Source organism: Thiocapsa marina 5811 (assembly GCF_000223985.1).
Taxonomy (GTDB): domain Bacteria; phylum Pseudomonadota; class Gammaproteobacteria; order Chromatiales; family Chromatiaceae; genus Thiocapsa; species Thiocapsa marina.
In genome coordinates this window covers 72,501-89,176 of sequence record NZ_AFWV01000002.1, presented here as the reverse complement: position 1 = coordinate 89,176, position 16,676 = coordinate 72,501, and the positions used below count along the sequence as shown (strand labels likewise).

The following is a 16,676-nucleotide window of genomic DNA, read 5'->3' as shown; positions in this document are numbered from 1 at the left end:
GAGCATGTATGGGTCTTTGACATCCGTTCTTGATCGCGCCGTCGACCGGAGCCCCCCGGAAACGGCCGAGCGTCCACTCGCGCGGAGGGTTGCGCTCGTCGTCGCGATCGCCGCGACCGCTGCGGTGACAGCCGTCGTCACGGCGCCGTTCTCGGCCGCGGGCGGGATGGATACGGATCTGGTGCGGCTCCTGCACGCAATGGTCGGAATCAAGGGGATCATCGCCTTGGCGGCCGCGGCTCTGGTGTCTTGGCGGTTCGGTCATCCGATCGCGCGACCGGTTGCGATCGGCTATGGCGCCGCGATCTGTGTCTCTGCGGCGGCGCTCGCCTGGCTCTGGACGCTCGCGAGCATTCCACTCGGCTCGCTTTGCTTCTACGGCGGTTTGGCGGGTTTGATCCTGGTCGGGCGTTTCGACTCAGGTCTTTCGGCAAGACTCGGACGCTGAGCCACCGAGACGTCATCCGCCGGCCCATCGACCCGCGCGTTGCGCCTCCGACGGTGGCTCGATCAGCGAGGCAACCGCGTCGGTGGCTGCCGCAATGATATCCCTGCGCGGCGATGTCTCCTCGGGCGCGTCGCGTCTGCACACCAGCCGGCAGAGCCAGTCGGTCGGGGACTCGAAGTCGCAGTGCTCGGCACCCGTCACCCGCTCCACGGCGGCCTGATCGGTGGCGGAGAAGACGGCGAGACCGTTGTTCTGGGCATTGCAGGGCGAGGGATCCCCCACCAGACCGATCAGCGGACGATCGAGACCGGCGGCCATCCCCTCGCCGAGCCGACCGGCGTCCACGAGATCGAGTCCAACGACGCCGAGCGCACGCGGATCGTTGCGACCCGCGACCAGGGCCGCCAACCCGCCTGCCGAGAATCCGGCATAAACGACCTGTTGTGCACCCAGCGCATCGGCCACGCGGATCATATCCAGTCCGTTGCGGACATGCCGTCCGTCCCAGACCCGCGCATTGCAGAAGTCCAGGGTCGCGGTCGGGATTCCCTCGTCGGCAAGGGCTTGCGCCAGATCGGCCATGCGCTCTTGGCTGCGGAGGAAACCATGCCCGAGGACGACCAAACCCTCGGTCCGCGCTGTTGACGGTCGATACAGGCGATAATGCAACGCACAGCCGGTCGCCGAGTCGACGACGCCGGCCTCGATGTGCCGGTTGGAAGGATCACTGCCCGAGGAAAGAGACGCGTCGGGCAACGCCTCGGCGACCTCCTTGTCCAATAGCGACGTGTGCGACTCTTCGCGTGCGACCAGGCCGAAACAGCCCGCCAGGACCAGACAAACACACAAAATAGCTGTAAACTTCACTTGACACCTGGCCCGTCATACTGAATTGACATTTGTTGCGCCGCATCAACGCGGGTCCGCCCGGACTGGCGGAGGATAGGCACCGAAACCGAGGCTCGGTTCCGACTTATCTTGATCAAGGAGGGCAGATTGGATGAAACGTCAGGTAGGGTGGACAAGCGCAGCGCAGTCCACCGAGGCCTGCGCCGAGGCTGGTGGACTGCGCTGCGCTTGTCCACCCTACAGCGCTTGTCAACCCTACAGCGCTCGTCCGTCTGACTGGGCTTGTCCACCCATTCGCCCCCATAACGGGAAGTGTGGCTGACCAGCGACGAAAAAACCTCCGATGCCGGCGACAACCGCCGCAGCAGGATCCCGATGGCAGAAACGACGGCTGTAAGCGCAGGCGAGATCCGGACGCCCGCGCAGGAGCAAGAGATGCCTGCACCCGAGGGCGCGCGAGGGCTGTGTCTGGTCTTCGGCGCCAGCGGCTACATCGGCAGCCATTTGGTTCCGCGCCTGCTCGACGAAGGACGGCGCGTGCGGGCGAGCTCACGCAGCCGAGAGGCGCTCGAAGCGCGCGGCTGGCCCGCGGTGGAGATCGTACCGGCGGATGCACTCGCACCCGAGACCCTGCCCGAGGCGCTGCAAGGCGTCGAGGTCGCCTACTACCTGGTGCATTCCATGGCGGCAGGGCGCGATTTCGGTCGTCTCGACCTGGAAGCGGCCCGCAACTTTGCCGATGCCGCCGCACAGGCCGGCGTGCGACGCATCGTCTATCTCGGCGGTCTGGTCCCGGACGATGCCGTGAGCGAGCACATCGTCTCGCGCCGCGACACGGGCGAGGTCCTGCGCCGCGGATCGGTCCCGGTCACGGAGATCCGGGCAGGGATCATCGTGGGCCCGGGCTCGGCGGCGTTCGAGGTGATGCGCGACCTGGTTTATCATCTCCCGGTCATGGTCACGCCCCGCTGGGTGCGCGCCAAGTCGCCGCCCATCGCGCTGGAGAATCTGCTGGTCTATCTTGTCCGTCTGCCCTGGGTGGACGAAGCCGCCTCGCTGAGCCTGGATACCGCCGGCCCCGAGACCCTGACCTACACGCAGATGATGTACATCCTCGCCGATGCGGCGGGCAAACGCCGCCCCTGGATCATCCCGGTCCCCGTGCTGACGCCGGGGCTTTCGGCCCACTGGCTGCGCTTCATTACATCGGTGCCGACCAACGTGGCGCGCGCACTCATCGAGGGCCTGCGCCATGATTTCTTCGCCGACGATGCCGAGGCGCGCCGGCTGGTCCCCCAACGCCTCCTGGGGTTTCGGGAGGCCGTCGATGCCGCGTTTGCGCTCGAGCGCAGCGGCGAGCCCATCACGCGCTGGACCGAGGGTGCCTTTGCCGTGCGCAATCAACGTATCGATTACGCCTACTATGCCAAGCGCGCCTCGGGCACGTCCGAGACCCGCGCGGATCCGGCGGCGGTCTGGCGACTGGTGTCGGCAATCGGCGGGGACAACCGGTATTACTACCTGGACACACTCTGGTCGATCCGCGAGTGGATGGACTGGGCCGTCGGCGGCCCCGGACTCAAGCGCGGCCGGCGTCATCCACAACAGGTGCGTACGGGCGACCGCATCGATCACTGGAAGGTGCTCGGCGCCGAGCCCGAGAAACGCCTCAGCCTGGCCTTCGGGATGCGCGCACCCGGAGCGGGCGTGATGGAATTCGACCTCGCCCCGCTGCCGGACGGGGGCACACGCCTCACGGCGACGGCCTATTGGCACCCGGCCGGGGTTTGGGGACTGCTCTACTGGTATTCATTGGAACCCATTCACCGCTTCGTCTTCAAAGGACTCACGCGTGAGATCTGTCGCCGCGCCGAGCGGGATCAACGCAGACCACACCCGACCGAAAGCAGTACATAACGAGGTTTTATCGCGATGGACACAGGTAAGGATTCGGCACTCTCGCATCCGCGAGCAGCGGCCAAGACCGGCAAGGTCGCACTTCCGGCCGCGCTCGACGCACCGAGGCACGATCTCGCGACCGAGCACGGCGGACGCATTCACTATTATGCGGACACCTCGGCCACGGGCCGGCCGCTGGTCCTGGTGCACAGCATCAATGCAGCACCCAGCGCCTTCGAGATGAAGCCGCTGTTCCAGCAGTATCGCTCGCAGCGGCCCGTCTACGCGCTCGACCTGCCGGGTTTCGGCCACTCCGACCGCAGCAACCGGCGTTATTCCCCCAGCCTCTTCGCCAACGCCATCGTCGACTTTCTCGAGAAGGTGGTCGGCAAACCCTGCGATCTGGTCGCCTTCTCGCTCGGCTGCGAGTTCGCCGCGCAGGCGGCGCTGATCAAGCCGGAGCTGGTCGAGTCATTGGTGCTGATCTCCCCGACCGGATTCAGCGCGCGCCGGCTGCCGACCGGCCAGGCCGCCGAACGCGCCTATAAGGTCCTGAGCGTGCCGGTCATGAACGACGGGGTCTTTGCCCTGCTGACCTCGCGGCCGAGCATTCGGTTTTTCTACAATCAGGCCTTCCATGGCACCATCCCGCCCGAGATGATCGACTACGCCTACGCGACCTCGCATCAACCGGGCGCCAAGTACGCACCGCTGTACTTCCTGTCGGGTCAGTTGTTTACCCCGAACGCACGCGAAAACGTCTACGCGAACGTGACGCAACCCGTGTTGGTGCTCTACGATCGCGATCCGAACATCGATTTTCACGAGCTTCCGGACTTCCTGAGTCACCATTCGAACTGGCGGGCCGAACGCATCGCACCGACACGCGGACTGCTCCAATGGGAGCAGCCGGCGCAAACGGCGGCTGCGATCGATCGCTTCTGGTCGATCCCTCAGGCTGCCTGAGCTTTTCGAGGATGCCCCGCGCCCCCCTGTGTTGCGCGTAACGCCGCACGCGGGGCCGAGACACCAGACCGCCGGTTCTTCAGACTCACTCATGCTTGCACCGCTCAAGACCCTCGAGCAGATCCTCGCGCGCCTCGCCGAGACGATCGACAGCCTGCCGCTCACACGCTCGGAGGGATTCGTCTCTCTCGTCCTGGAGCTGCCGCAAGCGCTGACGATCGCGCCGGAGATCCCGGGGCCGCAGTTTCAGTTCACACATAATCATCGCGGCGAGGTCCGCGCCGGCTACGGCATCGCCGGCGAATGGACCGCGCAGGGCGAGGCCCGTCTTCAAACCTTGCGCACGGGTGCCAAACGGATGTCGGCCCACTGGGAGCATCTCGACCCGGACGAGACAGGGTTCTCGGGGTTTGCGATGCTCGGCTTTGCATCCTCGCCCGTCACCGACGCACCGAGCGAGCCGGACACCTTGCCCAATGCGTTGCTCTGGCTTCCGGAGCTTGCGCTCTCCTCGCGCGCCGGTCAGGCGGCAGTGATCCTCTCGACCGCGCTGCCGATTGCGCGCGAGGAGGTTTTCGCACGCTGGAAGACGCGCTTGGAGCAGGTTATCCCGCGGCTGAATCAGCCTGCGCTGGATCCGCTCACACCGGCGCGCCTCGACCAGGGGCCGACCGAGCCCGATCCGGCACGTTGGCAGGACCTCGTCTTGTCGGCCCTCGAGCAGATCGAGCAGGCGCATCTGGAGAAGGTCGTCGTCTGTCGGCGACTCAGGCTGGAGGGCCATCGGCGCTTTGATCTGACTCGGTTGAACGCCGCGCTGGCTTATCTCTTTCCATCCTGTCAGGTGGTGACGATCCGCCGGCACGCGACCAGCTTCGTCGCGGCCACACCCGAGCGCCTCTTCACGCAACAGCGAGACCGCATCGAGGTAGACGCGATCGCCGGGACCGTCTGCCGTGCCGCTAGCGCCGATCGCGATGCCGAGCTCACCAGCGCATTGCGGACATGCCACAAAAATCTGCACGAGCACATGGTCGTCGTCGATGCCGTCACCGATGCGCTCGGCCATTGCAGCCGTCACGTCGAGCCGCCGGACGGACCCAGGGTGATGCAGCTCAACAACGCGCAACATCTCTGGAGCCTGGTGCGCGCCGATCTCGACCCCGGCATGGACGTCTTCCAGCTCGCCGAGCTGCTGCATCCCACGCCGGCCACCAACGGTCATCCCTGCGAGTCGGCGCGCGCCTGGCTAAGGCGCTGCGAGCCGATCCGACGCGGGTGGTATACCGGCGCGGCCGGAATCATCGAGCCGGATCTTACCGGCGAGCTTTGGGTGCTGCTGCGCTGCGCCGAGATCCACGAAAACACGGCGGACCTCTATGCCGGGGCGGGAATCGTCGCGGGCTCCGATCCGGATTCGGAATGGCAGGAGACCGAGCACAAGCTCGCGGCCATGTCGACCGCACTTCAATTCGCATGAGCGACGCGGCGACGCCCGATCAGGGCTGTCGGAATCTACGCTGGGCGCTGGCGCTCTTCGATGGCCTGGTGCACGGCGGCGTGCGTCGCGTCGTGCTCTCGCCCGGCTCGCGCTCGACGCCGCTGGTGATGGCGGCTCAACGACAACCGCTGGTGGAGCTCACCCCCATCCTCGACGAGCGCAGTGCCGCCTTTTTCGCGTTGGGACTGGCACAGGCATCGGATCGGCCGGTGGCGCTCGTCTGCACCTCCGGCAGCGCCCTCGCCCATTGGTTTCCGGCCGTAATCGAGGCATCCGAGTCCGGTATCCCGTTGATCCTGCTCTCGGCGGATCGCCCGCCCGAGCTACGCGGCTGGGGTGCGAACCAGACGATCGATCAGACGCGTCTCTTCGGCGGCTTCACACGCGAGTTCCATGATCCGGGTCCGGCCGAAGAGGGTCCGGCTGCGCTCAAAGCGATGCGGGCACTGGGACTGCGCGCGGCAATCGTCAGCCGGGGGCCACGGCCCGGTGCGGTGCATCTGAATCTCCCGTTCCGGGAGCCGCTCGTACCCGGACCTGCCTGCACGGCCGAGCCGCTCGGGGCTCTCGGGGCGCCGGACGCAGGATCGCACGACCGACCGGGCGCGCGTTCGTCGGCGACGGATCGGCTCGACGTTTTCGACACACCGCATTGGCCGCAAGACCTCACACCCCTTCTCGGCGGACGAGGGATCATCTGCTGCGGTCCAATGAGGCCCTCGGACGCATCGGCCGAGGCCATCTTTGCCTGTGCCGATCTGCTCGACGCCCCGGTTCTGGCCGACCCGTTGTCGGGCCTTCGCTTTCGACCGGCGCAGGGCGCGCGAATCACGCGCTACGACAGCGCCCTGCGCAATCGCGAAACGGCGGTGGCCCTGCGACCCGACTGGGTCGTCCGATTCGGCGCAACTCCGGTCTCCAAGACCCTTTCAGGATGGATCCAGGGGATCCCGTCCATCCTCGTCGACACCGGCGAGCGCTGGACGGATCCGAACCATGACGTCATAGCCCGGATCACCGCGGACCCGATGGCCTTTTGCCGACTGTTGCAGACGCGCCTCGACCGTGACGATAGCCGCGCTGCGCAAGGAGCCTGGATTCGTCGCTGGGCCGACGTGGAGCAGTCGCTCGACGATCTCGCCCGCGCGTTCCTGGAGCAGTCGCCCTGGTGCGAGGGCCATCTCATCGCCGACCTGCTGGAACGCCTCCCCGAGGGGGACGGTCTCTTCTGCGCAAACTCGCTGCCGATCCGTCAGCTCGACACCTGGTCAGGACAGTCTGAGAAGCCGCTACGGGTCTTCGGTCATCGCGGTGCGAGCGGGATCGACGGACAAAGCTCGACACTCGCGGGGCTGAACGCAGACAGGTCCGAGCCGACACGCGGGGTTACCGGACTCCTGGGTGATCTGTCCTTCATCCATGACCTCGGCGGGCTGTTGCTGATGGAGAAGCTCGACCGCCCGTGCATTGTCTTGAATAATGGCGGCGGGCGTATCTTCGACCTTCTGCCGCAGCGCGGACTGGAGGGATTCGAGCCGCTCTGGCGAACGCCGCCGCGCGTGCAGCCGGATGCCCTGGCCCGCGCCTTCGGGCTCGCGCATCGCTCGGTCGAGGATGCCGCGGGCTTCGCGCAGGCTTGGGCCGAGGCGATGGACGCCGAAACGCGCGGAGAGCCGGCCGGACTGATCGAGGTCCGTCTGGATGCGGAGCAGAGCCTGGCCACGCACCGCGCGTTCTGGAACGGCGTTCGCGAGCTATCCATTATCGAGAGTGAATGAGGTTCCAAGGTGTCTTCAGCATTGAGTCAGCAGGCCGGTCAACGCGAGATCGAGGGACCGAGCCCCGTGGTATGGGAGACGCCCCCCGGCGAGCTCTATCAGGACATCCTCTACCAACAGGCGGAGCAGATCGCCAAGATCACCATCAACCGGCCCGAGGTGCGCAACGCCTTTCGGCCGCAGACCGTCCGCGAGCTGATCGACGCCTTCCGTCGCGCCCATCTGGATCCGCGCGTCGGCGTCATCATCCTGACCGGCGCGGGCGACCTGGCCTTTTGCTCGGGCGGCGATCAGCGCATCCGGGGCGACGAGGGCTACCGTGACGAGGCCGGGGTCGAGCACCTGAACGTGCTCGAGCTGCAACGTCAGATCCGCACCCTGCCGAAGCCGGTCGTGGCCATGGTCGCGGGCTACGCGATCGGCGGCGGGCATGTGCTGCACCTGATCTGCGACCTGACGATCGCGGCCGACAACGCCCGCTTCGGCCAGACCGGGCCGCGGGTCGGCAGCTTCGACGGCGGTTTCGGGGCCGGACTCATGGCACGCACCGTAGGTCTCAAAAAGGCCAAGGAGATCTGGTTCCTGTGCCGTCAGTACGATGCGCAGGAGGCGCTCTCGATGGGGCTCGTCAACACCGTGGTCCCGCTGCGCGAGCTCGAGTCCGTCACGATCGATTGGTGCCGGCAGATGAACCGGCTGTCCCCGACCGCATTGCGCGTGCTCAAGGCTTCCTTCAATGCAGAAACGGACGGACTGGCCGGTATCCAGGAGCTGGCGGGCAATGCCACCGCACTCTTCTACACGACCGCCGAGGGACAGGAAGGACGCGATGCATTCCTCGAAAAACGCGACCCCGATTTCGGCAAGTTCCCGCGGCGTCCTTAGCGTGTCGGGTTCCGGGTCGAATCTCGCACTCTGGATCGAGGCCGCGCGCCCCAAGACCTTGGTGCTGGCCGTAGCCCCGGTCGCGGCGGGCATCGGGCTGGCCGTCTTTCAAACCGGCCAGCTTGCCGCCGTGACGGCCCTGCTCACCCTGATCGCGGCAACGGCGATCCAGATCGGCACCAACCTGCACAACGATGCCTCGGATTACGAGCGCGGAACGGACACTGCCGATCGTCTCGGTCCGCCGAGGGCGACGGCCGAGGGCTGGTTCAGTCCCGAGCAGGTCAAACGGGCGGCTCACCTGGCCTTCGGGCTCGCCTTCGTCATCGGGCTGGCCCTGGTGGTGCGCGGCGGTTGGCCGATCCTCGCGATCGGGATCGCCTCGCTGGTCGCAGGCTATGCCTACACGGGCGGCCCGCGTCCCATCGCCTATGGCCCCTTCGGCGAGCTCTATGTGCTGCTGTTCTTCGGGCTCGCTGCCGTGGGCGGAACCTTTTATCTCCAGACGTTGACGTTCGATTGGCCGGCCCTTGCGGTCGGCATTGCACTGGGTCTGCCGGCTGCCGCCGTCTTGCTGCTGAACAACTACCGGGATCTGGACACCGATCGCATCGCTGGACGGCGCACCCTGTGCCATCACCTGGGCCGGCCGCGAGCGCGTCTTCTCTACGGCATGCTGCTGCTCGCGTCGATCGCGACCCTCTTGCTGACCTTCGGGCCAGCGGTCGCATGGCCTCTGCTGGCGGCCGTCCCGCTCGGCGGTCTTCTGACTCTCAAGCTCGTTCGCGGCGCAACAGGCAAGGAGCTCAATCCACTCTTGGCCCAAACGGGTCTCTTCCAGGCGACCGTGACGGTGCTGCTGCTCGCCGGATTCGCTTTGAGCCATATCTGATGGAGCAACTCCGGATCGATCGATTCCGGATACGCCCATACGACCTTCCGCTGCGTCGCGACTGGCGCAGTGCACGGGGGGGATTTGAGCGACGACGCGGCTGGCTGGTCTGTGCCGAGTCGGGTGGTGCGGTCGGTTTCGGCGATTGTGCGCCGATGCCTGCTGCGGGAACGGAGACTTCCGGAGCGGCTGCAGCCGCATTGTCGCTTGCTCGCGACGACGCGCCCGGCAGATCGGTAGGCACGTTCCTTCGGATGCTGGACGATCGATTCACCTCGACCCCGGCCGCGCGCTTCGCGCTCGAGTGTGCCCTGCTCGACCTCCTGAGCCAAACGGACGGCGTGCCCTTGCGAAGGCTACTGACACGCGATGCACCCGATGCTGTTCCGGTCAACGGGATACTCGGCGCACTCGCGACGCTGACGGCGGCCGATCTCCAACAGGCCGCGGAGGCGGGGTTCAGAGTGGTGAAGCTTAAGGTGGGCGTCGAGGAGCCGGCATCTGAGGTTGCCCGCCTCATGGCGCTCGTGCCCGTCTTGCCCGCCGACACGCAGCTTCGGCTCGACGCCAACGGCGCTTGGGGGTACGACGAGGCATGCCGGATCCTCGATCGCCTCTCGGGACTACCGATCGAATCCCTCGAGGAGCCGCTGCGGATTCCGGACCCGAACCGGCTGCAAGCGCTTCAGGAGCGTGCAGGCTTTCCGCTCGCGCGGGATGAAAGCCTGGCGGGTCTGACGTCCGATGCGGATCTCGGCGACCTAGGCGTGAGGCGCATTGTCATCAAGCCGGCTGTCGCCGGCGGACTTCGGTCTGCGCTCGATCTCTCGCAACGCGCCGCCAAAGCGGGTATCGAAGCGCTCGTGACAAGCGTCGTCGAGAGCGCCGCCGGACTCTGGCCGACCGCTCAGCTCGCGGCCGCCACCGGCAGTATGCTCCCTCATGGACTCGCGACCGCGGACTGGTTGACCGAGGATCTAGGGGTTCCGCCACGATCGCACAGGGGACTCCTGTCGCTTCCCGATCGACCCGGCTCGGGATTCAAGCCGTATCCGGCTTCGGAGTGAGACCGCGTACCTTTCGAGCGAGATGGCCGCATGACGACTCACCTGAATCCGGAGACCTGGTCGCTGATTCGCGTGGCGCTACATGTCGGGTTCTTCTTCGCTGCTGCCTATCTGCTCCGGTCGATCTTCAACGCCCTGCACGCTACGGAGCTGCGGCATCTACCCCGCGCCAAATGGTCCGTGCGGGTTCCGATCATCCTCTTGACCCTTCTGTTCACCGGGATCCTGGTCTATCAAGCCACTTGGCAGTTGATCGGCGCCTCTCGGCCGCAATTCATCGCCTTCATGCAGCTGCACGACAGACGCGAGCTGAACCCGGCCCATCGGATCCAGCGCGGTCGGATCCTGGATCATCGCGGCGAGGTGCTCGCCTACAGCGAGGAGATCCTCGGGGAGGTCTATCGGCTCTATCCCGATGGCCCCGCGTTCACGCATGTGGTCGGTTATAGCCACCCCTGGTTCGGGGCTTCCGGGATGGAGTCGGTGGCGACAGTGCGCCTGAACGGCGGCGCACCGGACGGACTCGGCGACTGGGGGACGCTCGGTCGCCAGATCGTGACGCAGGACAAGCGTCCGCGCGGACAAGACCTGAGACTCACGCTCGATGCCGAGCTTCAACGGATGGCCTTCGGTCTCCTGGAAGGTCGGCAGGGAGCGATCGTGATCCTGCGGCCCGTCGACGGGGCGATCCGCACGCTCGTGAGCGCACCCTCTTACGATCCGAACAGGATCACCCCGGCGCTCTTCCAAGATTCCGCCCCGGGCGCGGCCTTGCTGAACCGCGCCACTCAGGGTCTCTATCCTCCGGGCTCGACCTTCAAGATCCTGCTTGCCGCCTCGGCGCTGGAGCAGGGTTTCTCCGGGACCCTCGAGTGTCCCGCCGATGGATTCACGACCTCGCCGCGCTATCGGAAGATCCGGGACCACGAATACTACACGGCCCGCAAGAGCGGCTCGGTCTGGCGTGGACAGGGGAGGCTCGATCTCGCGACGGCCTTCGCGCGATCCTCCAATGTCTTCTTCGCACAGCTCGGCGTGCGGTTCGGACATGATGTCTTTTACGCCATGACGGATCGGATGCAGTTCAATCGCAGGATCATCCTGCATGAAACACCCTACGGCGCATGGTCGATGCGCACGGGCGAGATCCCGCGGCTCGACCCATCGGACCGCTATGGGCTTGCTCAGATGTCGATCGGTCAGGGTGCCGCACTCGTGACGCCTGCACACATGGCCCTGATCGCCGGCGCCGTGGCCAATCGGGGACTCGCCGTCAGACCACGGCTGATCGAGACGGACGAGCCTGCACCCCTGGCCTATTTCATGAGCTCATCGGTCGCTGAACGCCTTTCGGCCATGCTGCGGCAAGTCGTCCTCGGCGGCACCGGCCGCGGGATCGAGACTCCTCGACTCGCGATCGCGGGAAAGACCGGAACCGCCGAGAACCCACATGGCTCGGCGCACAGCTGGTTCGTGGGGTTTGCACCGGCCGATCGGCCTCAGCTTGCGGTGGCCGTATTGGTCGAGCACGGCGGCTATGGCTCGGCAACCGCAGCGCCCATGGCGAGGGATCTCTTGTTGCGAGCGATCGATCTGGGGTTGATCGAATGAGTCGGGCGAACGGACCGCTCGATATCGCGGGCACCTGGGATCTGCGCGCGCCGGAGCGTGCGCTCTTGGCCTGGAGTGTTGTCACTATCGCGCTCGGATTTTTCATGCTGTGGGGCTCGACCCATGTCGGCGGCGAGGCGATCGGCAGGCTCGACCTCTTGCCGCTCGTACTCTATGCCCTTTCGCTGCTGACGCTGCATCTGATGCTGGTGACGGCTCGATTCGGGGGCGATCAGCTCATCCTGGTCGCCGTCGCCTTTCTCTCGGGATTCGGGATGCTTGCCCAATACCGCATGGGATCGTTTGAAACCACCGGAACGATCTCGCTCAATCTGATTCTCTTTCCGATCGGGCTCATCCTGACGGGAGCAACCGCCATCGTCCTCATGCGTGGACGTTACCAAGCCGTCACGCAAGGTCATTGGATTTGGGTCTGGGCCATGCTCTCGCTCGGGCTCTTGGCGATGTTGCTGATGTTCGGACAGCGTTTTCGAGGCGGCGTCTATGCCGCGGGCCTGTCCACCCCGAGCGAGATCCTGAAGGTGACGATCGTTCTGTTCGTGGCGGGCTTTGTCGCGCGCAACGCAAAATCGCTCAGCTTTTGGGGGCACGGATTGCCGCTGCCACCATGGCGAGCGCTACTGCCGCTTGCCGGTTTCTGGCTGGTTCTGGCAAGCCTTCTGGTCGTTCAACGAGACCTTGGGCTCTTCATTATTCTGAGCATCGCCTTGCTGACGATGCTCTTTGTCGGAACCGGGCGCTCGGGCTATCTGCTCCTCGGCGGAATCGGTGCGTTCGTAATGGTCGCAGTCGTCTCGTCGGTTCTGCCACACGGGGCGCGTCGCGTGGCGGCTTGGCTCGACCCTTTCCTGGATCCCACGGGAGGGAGCTGGCAGATCCTGCAGGGGTTGTCCGGGATGTTCTCCGGGGGGGCTCTGGGGAGAAGGATTCGGGCGCGGCAACCCCGAATACACGCCAATCGCTCAATCGGACTTCATCTATTCGGTCATCGGAGAGGAATTGGGGTTCGCGGGGTGCGCGATCGTGATCCTCTTCTTCCTGATCCTGTTCGGCCGGAGCCTGCTGGTGGCCTCCCGGGCACCTGACAACGATGGCCGGTTGGTCGGGGTCGGGCTGGTCACCGTCCTGGCAACCCAGACCTTCCTCAATATCGGAGGCGTCACCAAGTTCGTACCGCTCACCGGCCTACCCCTGCCCTTCATCAGTCACGGCGGGAGCAGTCTGATCACGGGATTTATCGGTATCGGCATACTCCTCGCTGTCTCCGACGGTCAACCCGCAGCACCGCCGAGGAATCGGATCGCGAAGCCCGCCAAAGGGGTTTCGAGGAAGGGTGCGCAGAGAAACCGAAGGACTTCGACCGATTGATGCTATCGATGCGCATGGAGTTTCGGCATGAGTTGAGGGAAATCTCCCGATTTGCCCCCGGAGATGCCTTGCTCGACATCCCGGTGCAATTGCGCCTTTGCGGTTCTGAATGCCGGATCTAGGTCAAAACCTTAAACCGCGCCGGCTCCGGCGCTCGTTACGTGTGCCGGAGCCGATCCCATCCAAGAACCTCGCGTACCGCGCCGGGCGCGGTTTAGGGAAATCCGGTCGTCGACCCGACTCTTACCGCAGTTGTCGTCTTTTTCCCGGTCATAAAAAAACCCCCGCCTGCTGAGGCGGGGGTTTGGGTGTAAGGCCCTGGCGGTGACCTACGTTCGCATGGGGAGGCCCCACACTATCATCGGCGAGACACCGTTTCACGTCTGAGTTCGGGATGGGATCAGGTGGTTCCAGTGTTCTATGGCCGCCAGGAAAACGGGCGGTCGCGCCCCGCACGGGGACGCGTCCTGTTCGGCGAGATCGCAGTTGCGGGAGCTGTCGACACCCGGCGCAACGCGCTTGGGTGTTATATGGTCAAGCCGCACGGTCAATTAGTACGGGTTAGCTTCACGCGTTGCCGCGCGTCCACATCCCGCCTATCAACGTCGTAGTCTTCGACGGACCTTCAGAGGCATCGAGTGCCTAGGGAGACCTCATCTCGGGAGGGGCTTCCCGCTTAGATGCTTTCAGCGGTTATCCCGTCCGAACATAGCTACCCGGCAGTGCCACTGGCGTGACAACCGGAACACCAGGGGTTCGTCCACTCCGGTCCTCTCGTACTAGGAGCAGCTTCCCTCAAGTCTCCAACGCCCACGGCAGATAGGGACCGAACTGTCTCACGACGTTCTAAACCCAGCTCGCGTACCACTTTAAATGGCGAACAGCCATACCCTTGGGACCGACTTCAGCCCCAGGATGTGATGAGCCGACATCGAGGTGCCAAACACCGCCGTCGATATGAACTCTTGGGCGGTATCAGCCTGTTATCCCCGGAGTACCTTTTATCCGTTGAGCGATGGCCCTTCCATACAGAACCACCGGATCACTAAGACCTACTTTCGTACCTGCTCGACGTGTGAGTCTCGCAGTCAAGCACCCTTATGCCTTTGCACTAAACTCCCGATTTCCGACCGGGATTAGGGTACCTTCGTGCTCCTCCGTTACGCTTTGGGAGGAGACCGCCCCAGTCAAACTACCCACCATGCACTGTCCCTGACCCGGATCACGGGTCGAGGTTAGAACGTCAAACAGACCAGGGTGGTATTTCAAGGTCGGCTCCACGGCAACTGGCGTCACCGCTTCAAAGCCTCCCACCTATCCTACACAAGTCGGTTCAACGTCCAGTGCAAAGCTGTAGTAAAGGTTCACGGGGTCTTTCCGTCTAGCCGCGGGTACTCGGCATCTTAACCGAGATTTCAATTTCACTGAGTCTCTGGTGGAGACAGCGCCGCCATCGTTACGCCATTCGTGCAGGTCGGAACTTACCCGACAAGGAATTTCGCTACCTTAGGACCGTTATAGTTACGGCCGCCGTTTACCGGGGCTTCGATCAAGAGCTTCTCCGAAGATGACCCCATCACTTAACCTTCCGGCACCGGGCAGGCGTCACACCCTATACGTCCGCTTACGCGTTTGCAGAGTGCTGTGTTTTTAATAAACAGTCGCAGCGGCCTGGTCACTGCAACCCCTCTGGGCTCCGGTCGCGAGGACCTTCACCTACCAGGGGCGTACCTTCTCCCGAAGTTACGGTACTATTTTGCCTAGTTCCTTCACCAGAGTTCTCTCAAGCGCCTTGGGATTCTCACCCTGCCCACCTGTGTCGGTTTGGGGTACGGTCACACCGAACCTGAAGCTTAGAGGCTTTTCCTGGAAGCATGGCATCAACCACTTCGTCCCCGTAGGAACTCGTCGTCACGTCTCGACATTGAACCCCCGGATTTGCCTAAGGGCCCTGCCTACACGCTTAAACCGGACACCAACTGCCGGCTGGCCTAGCCTTCTCCGTCCCCCCATCGCAGTTCGGTCTGGTGCAGGAATATTAACCTGCTTCCCATCGACTACGCCTCTCGGCCTCGCCTTAGGGACCGACTCACCCTGCGCCGATGAACGTTGCGCAGGAAACCTTGGGCTTTCGGCGAGGGGGATTTTCACCCCCTTGGTCGTTACTCATGTCAGCATTCGCACTTCCGATACCTCCAGCATGCCTTACAGCACACCTTCAACGGCCTACGGAACGCTCCCCTACCATGCGCGTAAACGCGCATCCGCAGCTTCGGTACATGGCTTAAGCCCCGTTACATCTTCCGCGCAGGCCGACTCGACCAGTGAGCTATTACGCTTTCTTTAAAGGATGGCTGCTTCTAAGCCAACCTCCTGGCTGTCTGGGCCTTCCCACATCGTTTCCCACTGAGCCATGATTTAGGGACCTTAGCTGGCGGTCTGGGTTGTTTCCCTTTTGACGACGGACGTTAGCACCCGCCGTCTGTCTCCCGTGATTGCACTTGCCGGTATTCGGAGTTTGCATCGGTTTGGTAAGCCGGGATGGCCCCCTAGCCGAAACAGTGCTCTACCCCCGGCAGTGATACACGAGGCGCTACCTAAATAGCTTTCGGGGAGAACCAGCTATCTCCGGGCTTGATTAGCCTTTCACTCCGACCCACAGCTCATCCGAATCTTTTTCAACAGATCCCGGTTCGGGCCTCCAGCGCGTGTTACCGCACCTTCACCCTGGCCATGGGTAGATCGCCCGGTTTCGGGTCTACTCCCAGCGACTGATTCGCCCTGTTCAGACTCGCTTTCGCTACGCCTCCCCTCTTCGGTTAAGCTTGCCACTGAGAAGTAAGTCGCTGACCCATTATACAAAAGGTACGCAGTCACCCCCGAAGGGGCTCCCACTGCTTGTACGCAGACGGTTTCAGGTTCTATTTCACTCCCCTCAACGGGGTTCTTTTCGCCTTTCCCTCACGGTACTGGTTCACTATCGGTCGGTAGGGAGTATTTAGCCTTGGAGGATGGTCCCCCCATGTTCAGACAGGATATCTCGTGTCCCGCCCTACTCGATTTCACCCGGAAAAGCGTTTCGCGTACGGGGCTATCACCCTGTATCGCCGGTCTTTCCAGACCGTTCCGCTACGCTTGACCGCGCTTAAGGGCTAATCCCCGTTCGCTCGCCGCTACTGAGGGAATCTCGGTTGATTTCTGTTCCTCCGGGTACTGAGATGTTTCAGTTCCCCGGGTTCGCCTCGTACACCTATGGATTCAGTGCACGATACCTGCCTTAAGGCAGGTGGGTTTCCCCATTCGGACATCCCCGGATCAAAGTCTGTTTGCCGACTCCCCGAGGCTTTTCGCAGGCTACCACGTCCTTCATCGCCTCCTACCGCCTAGGCAT

12 protein-coding genes and 2 rRNA genes (1 of these 14 only partly in view) are annotated in these 16,676 nt (G+C 64.1%); 11 read left to right on the top strand and 3 right to left on the bottom strand.

The window, feature by feature from the left end:
• Positions 1-16: 16 nt before the first annotated feature.
• Positions 17-448 (top strand): hypothetical protein, encoded by a 432-nt coding sequence (locus THIMADRAFT_RS02845; RefSeq protein WP_139052667.1) that lies wholly within the window; start codon positions 17-19, stop codon positions 446-448.
• Positions 449-460: 12 nt separating this feature from the next.
• On the opposite strand, the gene THIMADRAFT_RS02840 is transcribed toward THIMADRAFT_RS02845, so the two are convergent.
• Positions 461-1,315, bottom strand: a complete 855-nt coding sequence (locus THIMADRAFT_RS02840; RefSeq protein WP_007191449.1) for an alpha/beta hydrolase — start codon at positions 1,313-1,315, stop codon at positions 461-463.
• 417 nt (positions 1,316-1,732) lie between these two features.
• Here THIMADRAFT_RS02840 and THIMADRAFT_RS02835 point away from each other — a divergent pair, with 417 nt between their 5' ends.
• From THIMADRAFT_RS02835 to THIMADRAFT_RS27710, 10 genes are all read left to right on the top strand, one after another.
• Positions 1,733-3,214, top strand: coding sequence for an SDR family oxidoreductase (locus THIMADRAFT_RS02835; protein ID WP_007191448.1), 1,482 nt, complete (start codon positions 1,733-1,735; stop codon positions 3,212-3,214).
• Between the two features lie 15 nt (positions 3,215-3,229).
• Positions 3,230-4,162 carry an alpha/beta fold hydrolase gene (locus THIMADRAFT_RS02830; protein ID WP_007191447.1) on the top strand — a complete coding sequence of 311 codons (933 nt, stop codon included), beginning with the start codon at positions 3,230-3,232 and terminating at the stop codon, positions 4,160-4,162.
• Between the two features lie 91 nt (positions 4,163-4,253).
• Positions 4,254-5,642 (top strand): isochorismate synthase, encoded by a 1,389-nt coding sequence (locus THIMADRAFT_RS02825; protein ID WP_007191446.1) that lies wholly within the window; start codon positions 4,254-4,256, stop codon positions 5,640-5,642.
• On the top strand, positions 5,639-7,441 hold the full coding sequence (gene menD, locus THIMADRAFT_RS02820; RefSeq protein WP_007191445.1) for a 2-succinyl-5-enolpyruvyl-6-hydroxy-3-cyclohexene-1-carboxylic-acid synthase: 1,803 nt from the start codon (positions 5,639-5,641) through the stop codon (positions 7,439-7,441). Before THIMADRAFT_RS02825 ends, menD begins: the two co-directional genes overlap by 4 nt.
• A 48-nt stretch (positions 7,442-7,489) precedes the next feature.
• The gene (gene menB / locus THIMADRAFT_RS02815) at positions 7,490-8,326 is read left to right on the top strand and encodes a 1,4-dihydroxy-2-naphthoyl-CoA synthase (protein WP_040729624.1); all 837 of its coding nucleotides are present in this window, start codon (positions 7,490-7,492) and stop codon (positions 8,324-8,326) included.
• A gap of 1 nt (position 8,327) precedes the next feature.
• Positions 8,328-9,218 (top strand): 1,4-dihydroxy-2-naphthoate polyprenyltransferase, encoded by an 891-nt coding sequence (locus THIMADRAFT_RS02810; protein ID WP_040729449.1) that lies wholly within the window; start codon positions 8,328-8,330, stop codon positions 9,216-9,218.
• Entirely contained in the window at positions 9,218-10,285 is a 1,068-nt protein-coding gene (gene menC, locus THIMADRAFT_RS02805; protein WP_007191442.1) for an o-succinylbenzoate synthase, read from the top strand. Before THIMADRAFT_RS02810 ends, menC begins: the two co-directional genes overlap by 1 nt.
• 30 nt (positions 10,286-10,315) lie before the next feature.
• Positions 10,316-11,896 (top strand): peptidoglycan D,D-transpeptidase FtsI family protein, encoded by a 1,581-nt coding sequence (locus THIMADRAFT_RS02800; protein ID WP_007191441.1) that lies wholly within the window; start codon positions 10,316-10,318, stop codon positions 11,894-11,896.
• Positions 11,893-13,002, top strand: coding sequence for an FtsW/RodA/SpoVE family cell cycle protein (locus tag THIMADRAFT_RS27715; RefSeq protein WP_007191440.1), 1,110 nt, complete (start codon positions 11,893-11,895; stop codon positions 13,000-13,002). The genes THIMADRAFT_RS02800 and THIMADRAFT_RS27715 overlap by 4 nt, the downstream gene beginning before the upstream one ends.
• A complete protein-coding gene (locus THIMADRAFT_RS27710; RefSeq protein WP_407635140.1) occupies positions 12,893-13,285 on the top strand; it encodes an FtsW/RodA/SpoVE family cell cycle protein in 393 nt (130 codons plus the stop codon). The genes THIMADRAFT_RS27715 and THIMADRAFT_RS27710 overlap by 110 nt, the downstream gene beginning before the upstream one ends.
• Before the next feature lie 316 nt (positions 13,286-13,601).
• Here the strand turns inward: THIMADRAFT_RS27710 and rrf are convergent.
• Positions 13,602-13,717: ribosomal RNA gene (gene rrf / locus THIMADRAFT_RS02790) — 5S ribosomal RNA — on the bottom strand.
• A gap of 98 nt (positions 13,718-13,815) precedes the next feature.
• A 23S ribosomal RNA gene (locus THIMADRAFT_RS02785) occupies positions 13,816-16,676 on the bottom strand (it continues 27 nt past the right edge of the window).

Bases quoted from the DNA above. Each gene is read 5' to 3' on its own strand.
- THIMADRAFT_RS27715 (WP_007191440.1), top strand. From the start codon at position 11,893: ATGAGTCGGGCGAACGGACCGCTCGATATCGCGGGCACCTGGGATCTG.
- THIMADRAFT_RS02835 (WP_007191448.1), top strand. From the start codon at position 1,733: ATGCCTGCACCCGAGGGCGCGCGAGGGCTGTGTCTGGTCTTCGGCGCC.
- THIMADRAFT_RS02830 (WP_007191447.1), top strand. From the start codon at position 3,230: ATGGACACAGGTAAGGATTCGGCACTCTCGCATCCGCGAGCAGCGGCC.
- THIMADRAFT_RS02800 (WP_007191441.1), top strand. From the start codon at position 10,316: ATGACGACTCACCTGAATCCGGAGACCTGGTCGCTGATTCGCGTGGCG.
- THIMADRAFT_RS02825 (WP_007191446.1), top strand. From the start codon at position 4,254: ATGCTTGCACCGCTCAAGACCCTCGAGCAGATCCTCGCGCGCCTCGCC.
- menC (WP_007191442.1), top strand. From the start codon at position 9,218: ATGGAGCAACTCCGGATCGATCGATTCCGGATACGCCCATACGACCTT.
- menD (WP_007191445.1), top strand. From the start codon at position 5,639: ATGAGCGACGCGGCGACGCCCGATCAGGGCTGTCGGAATCTACGCTGG.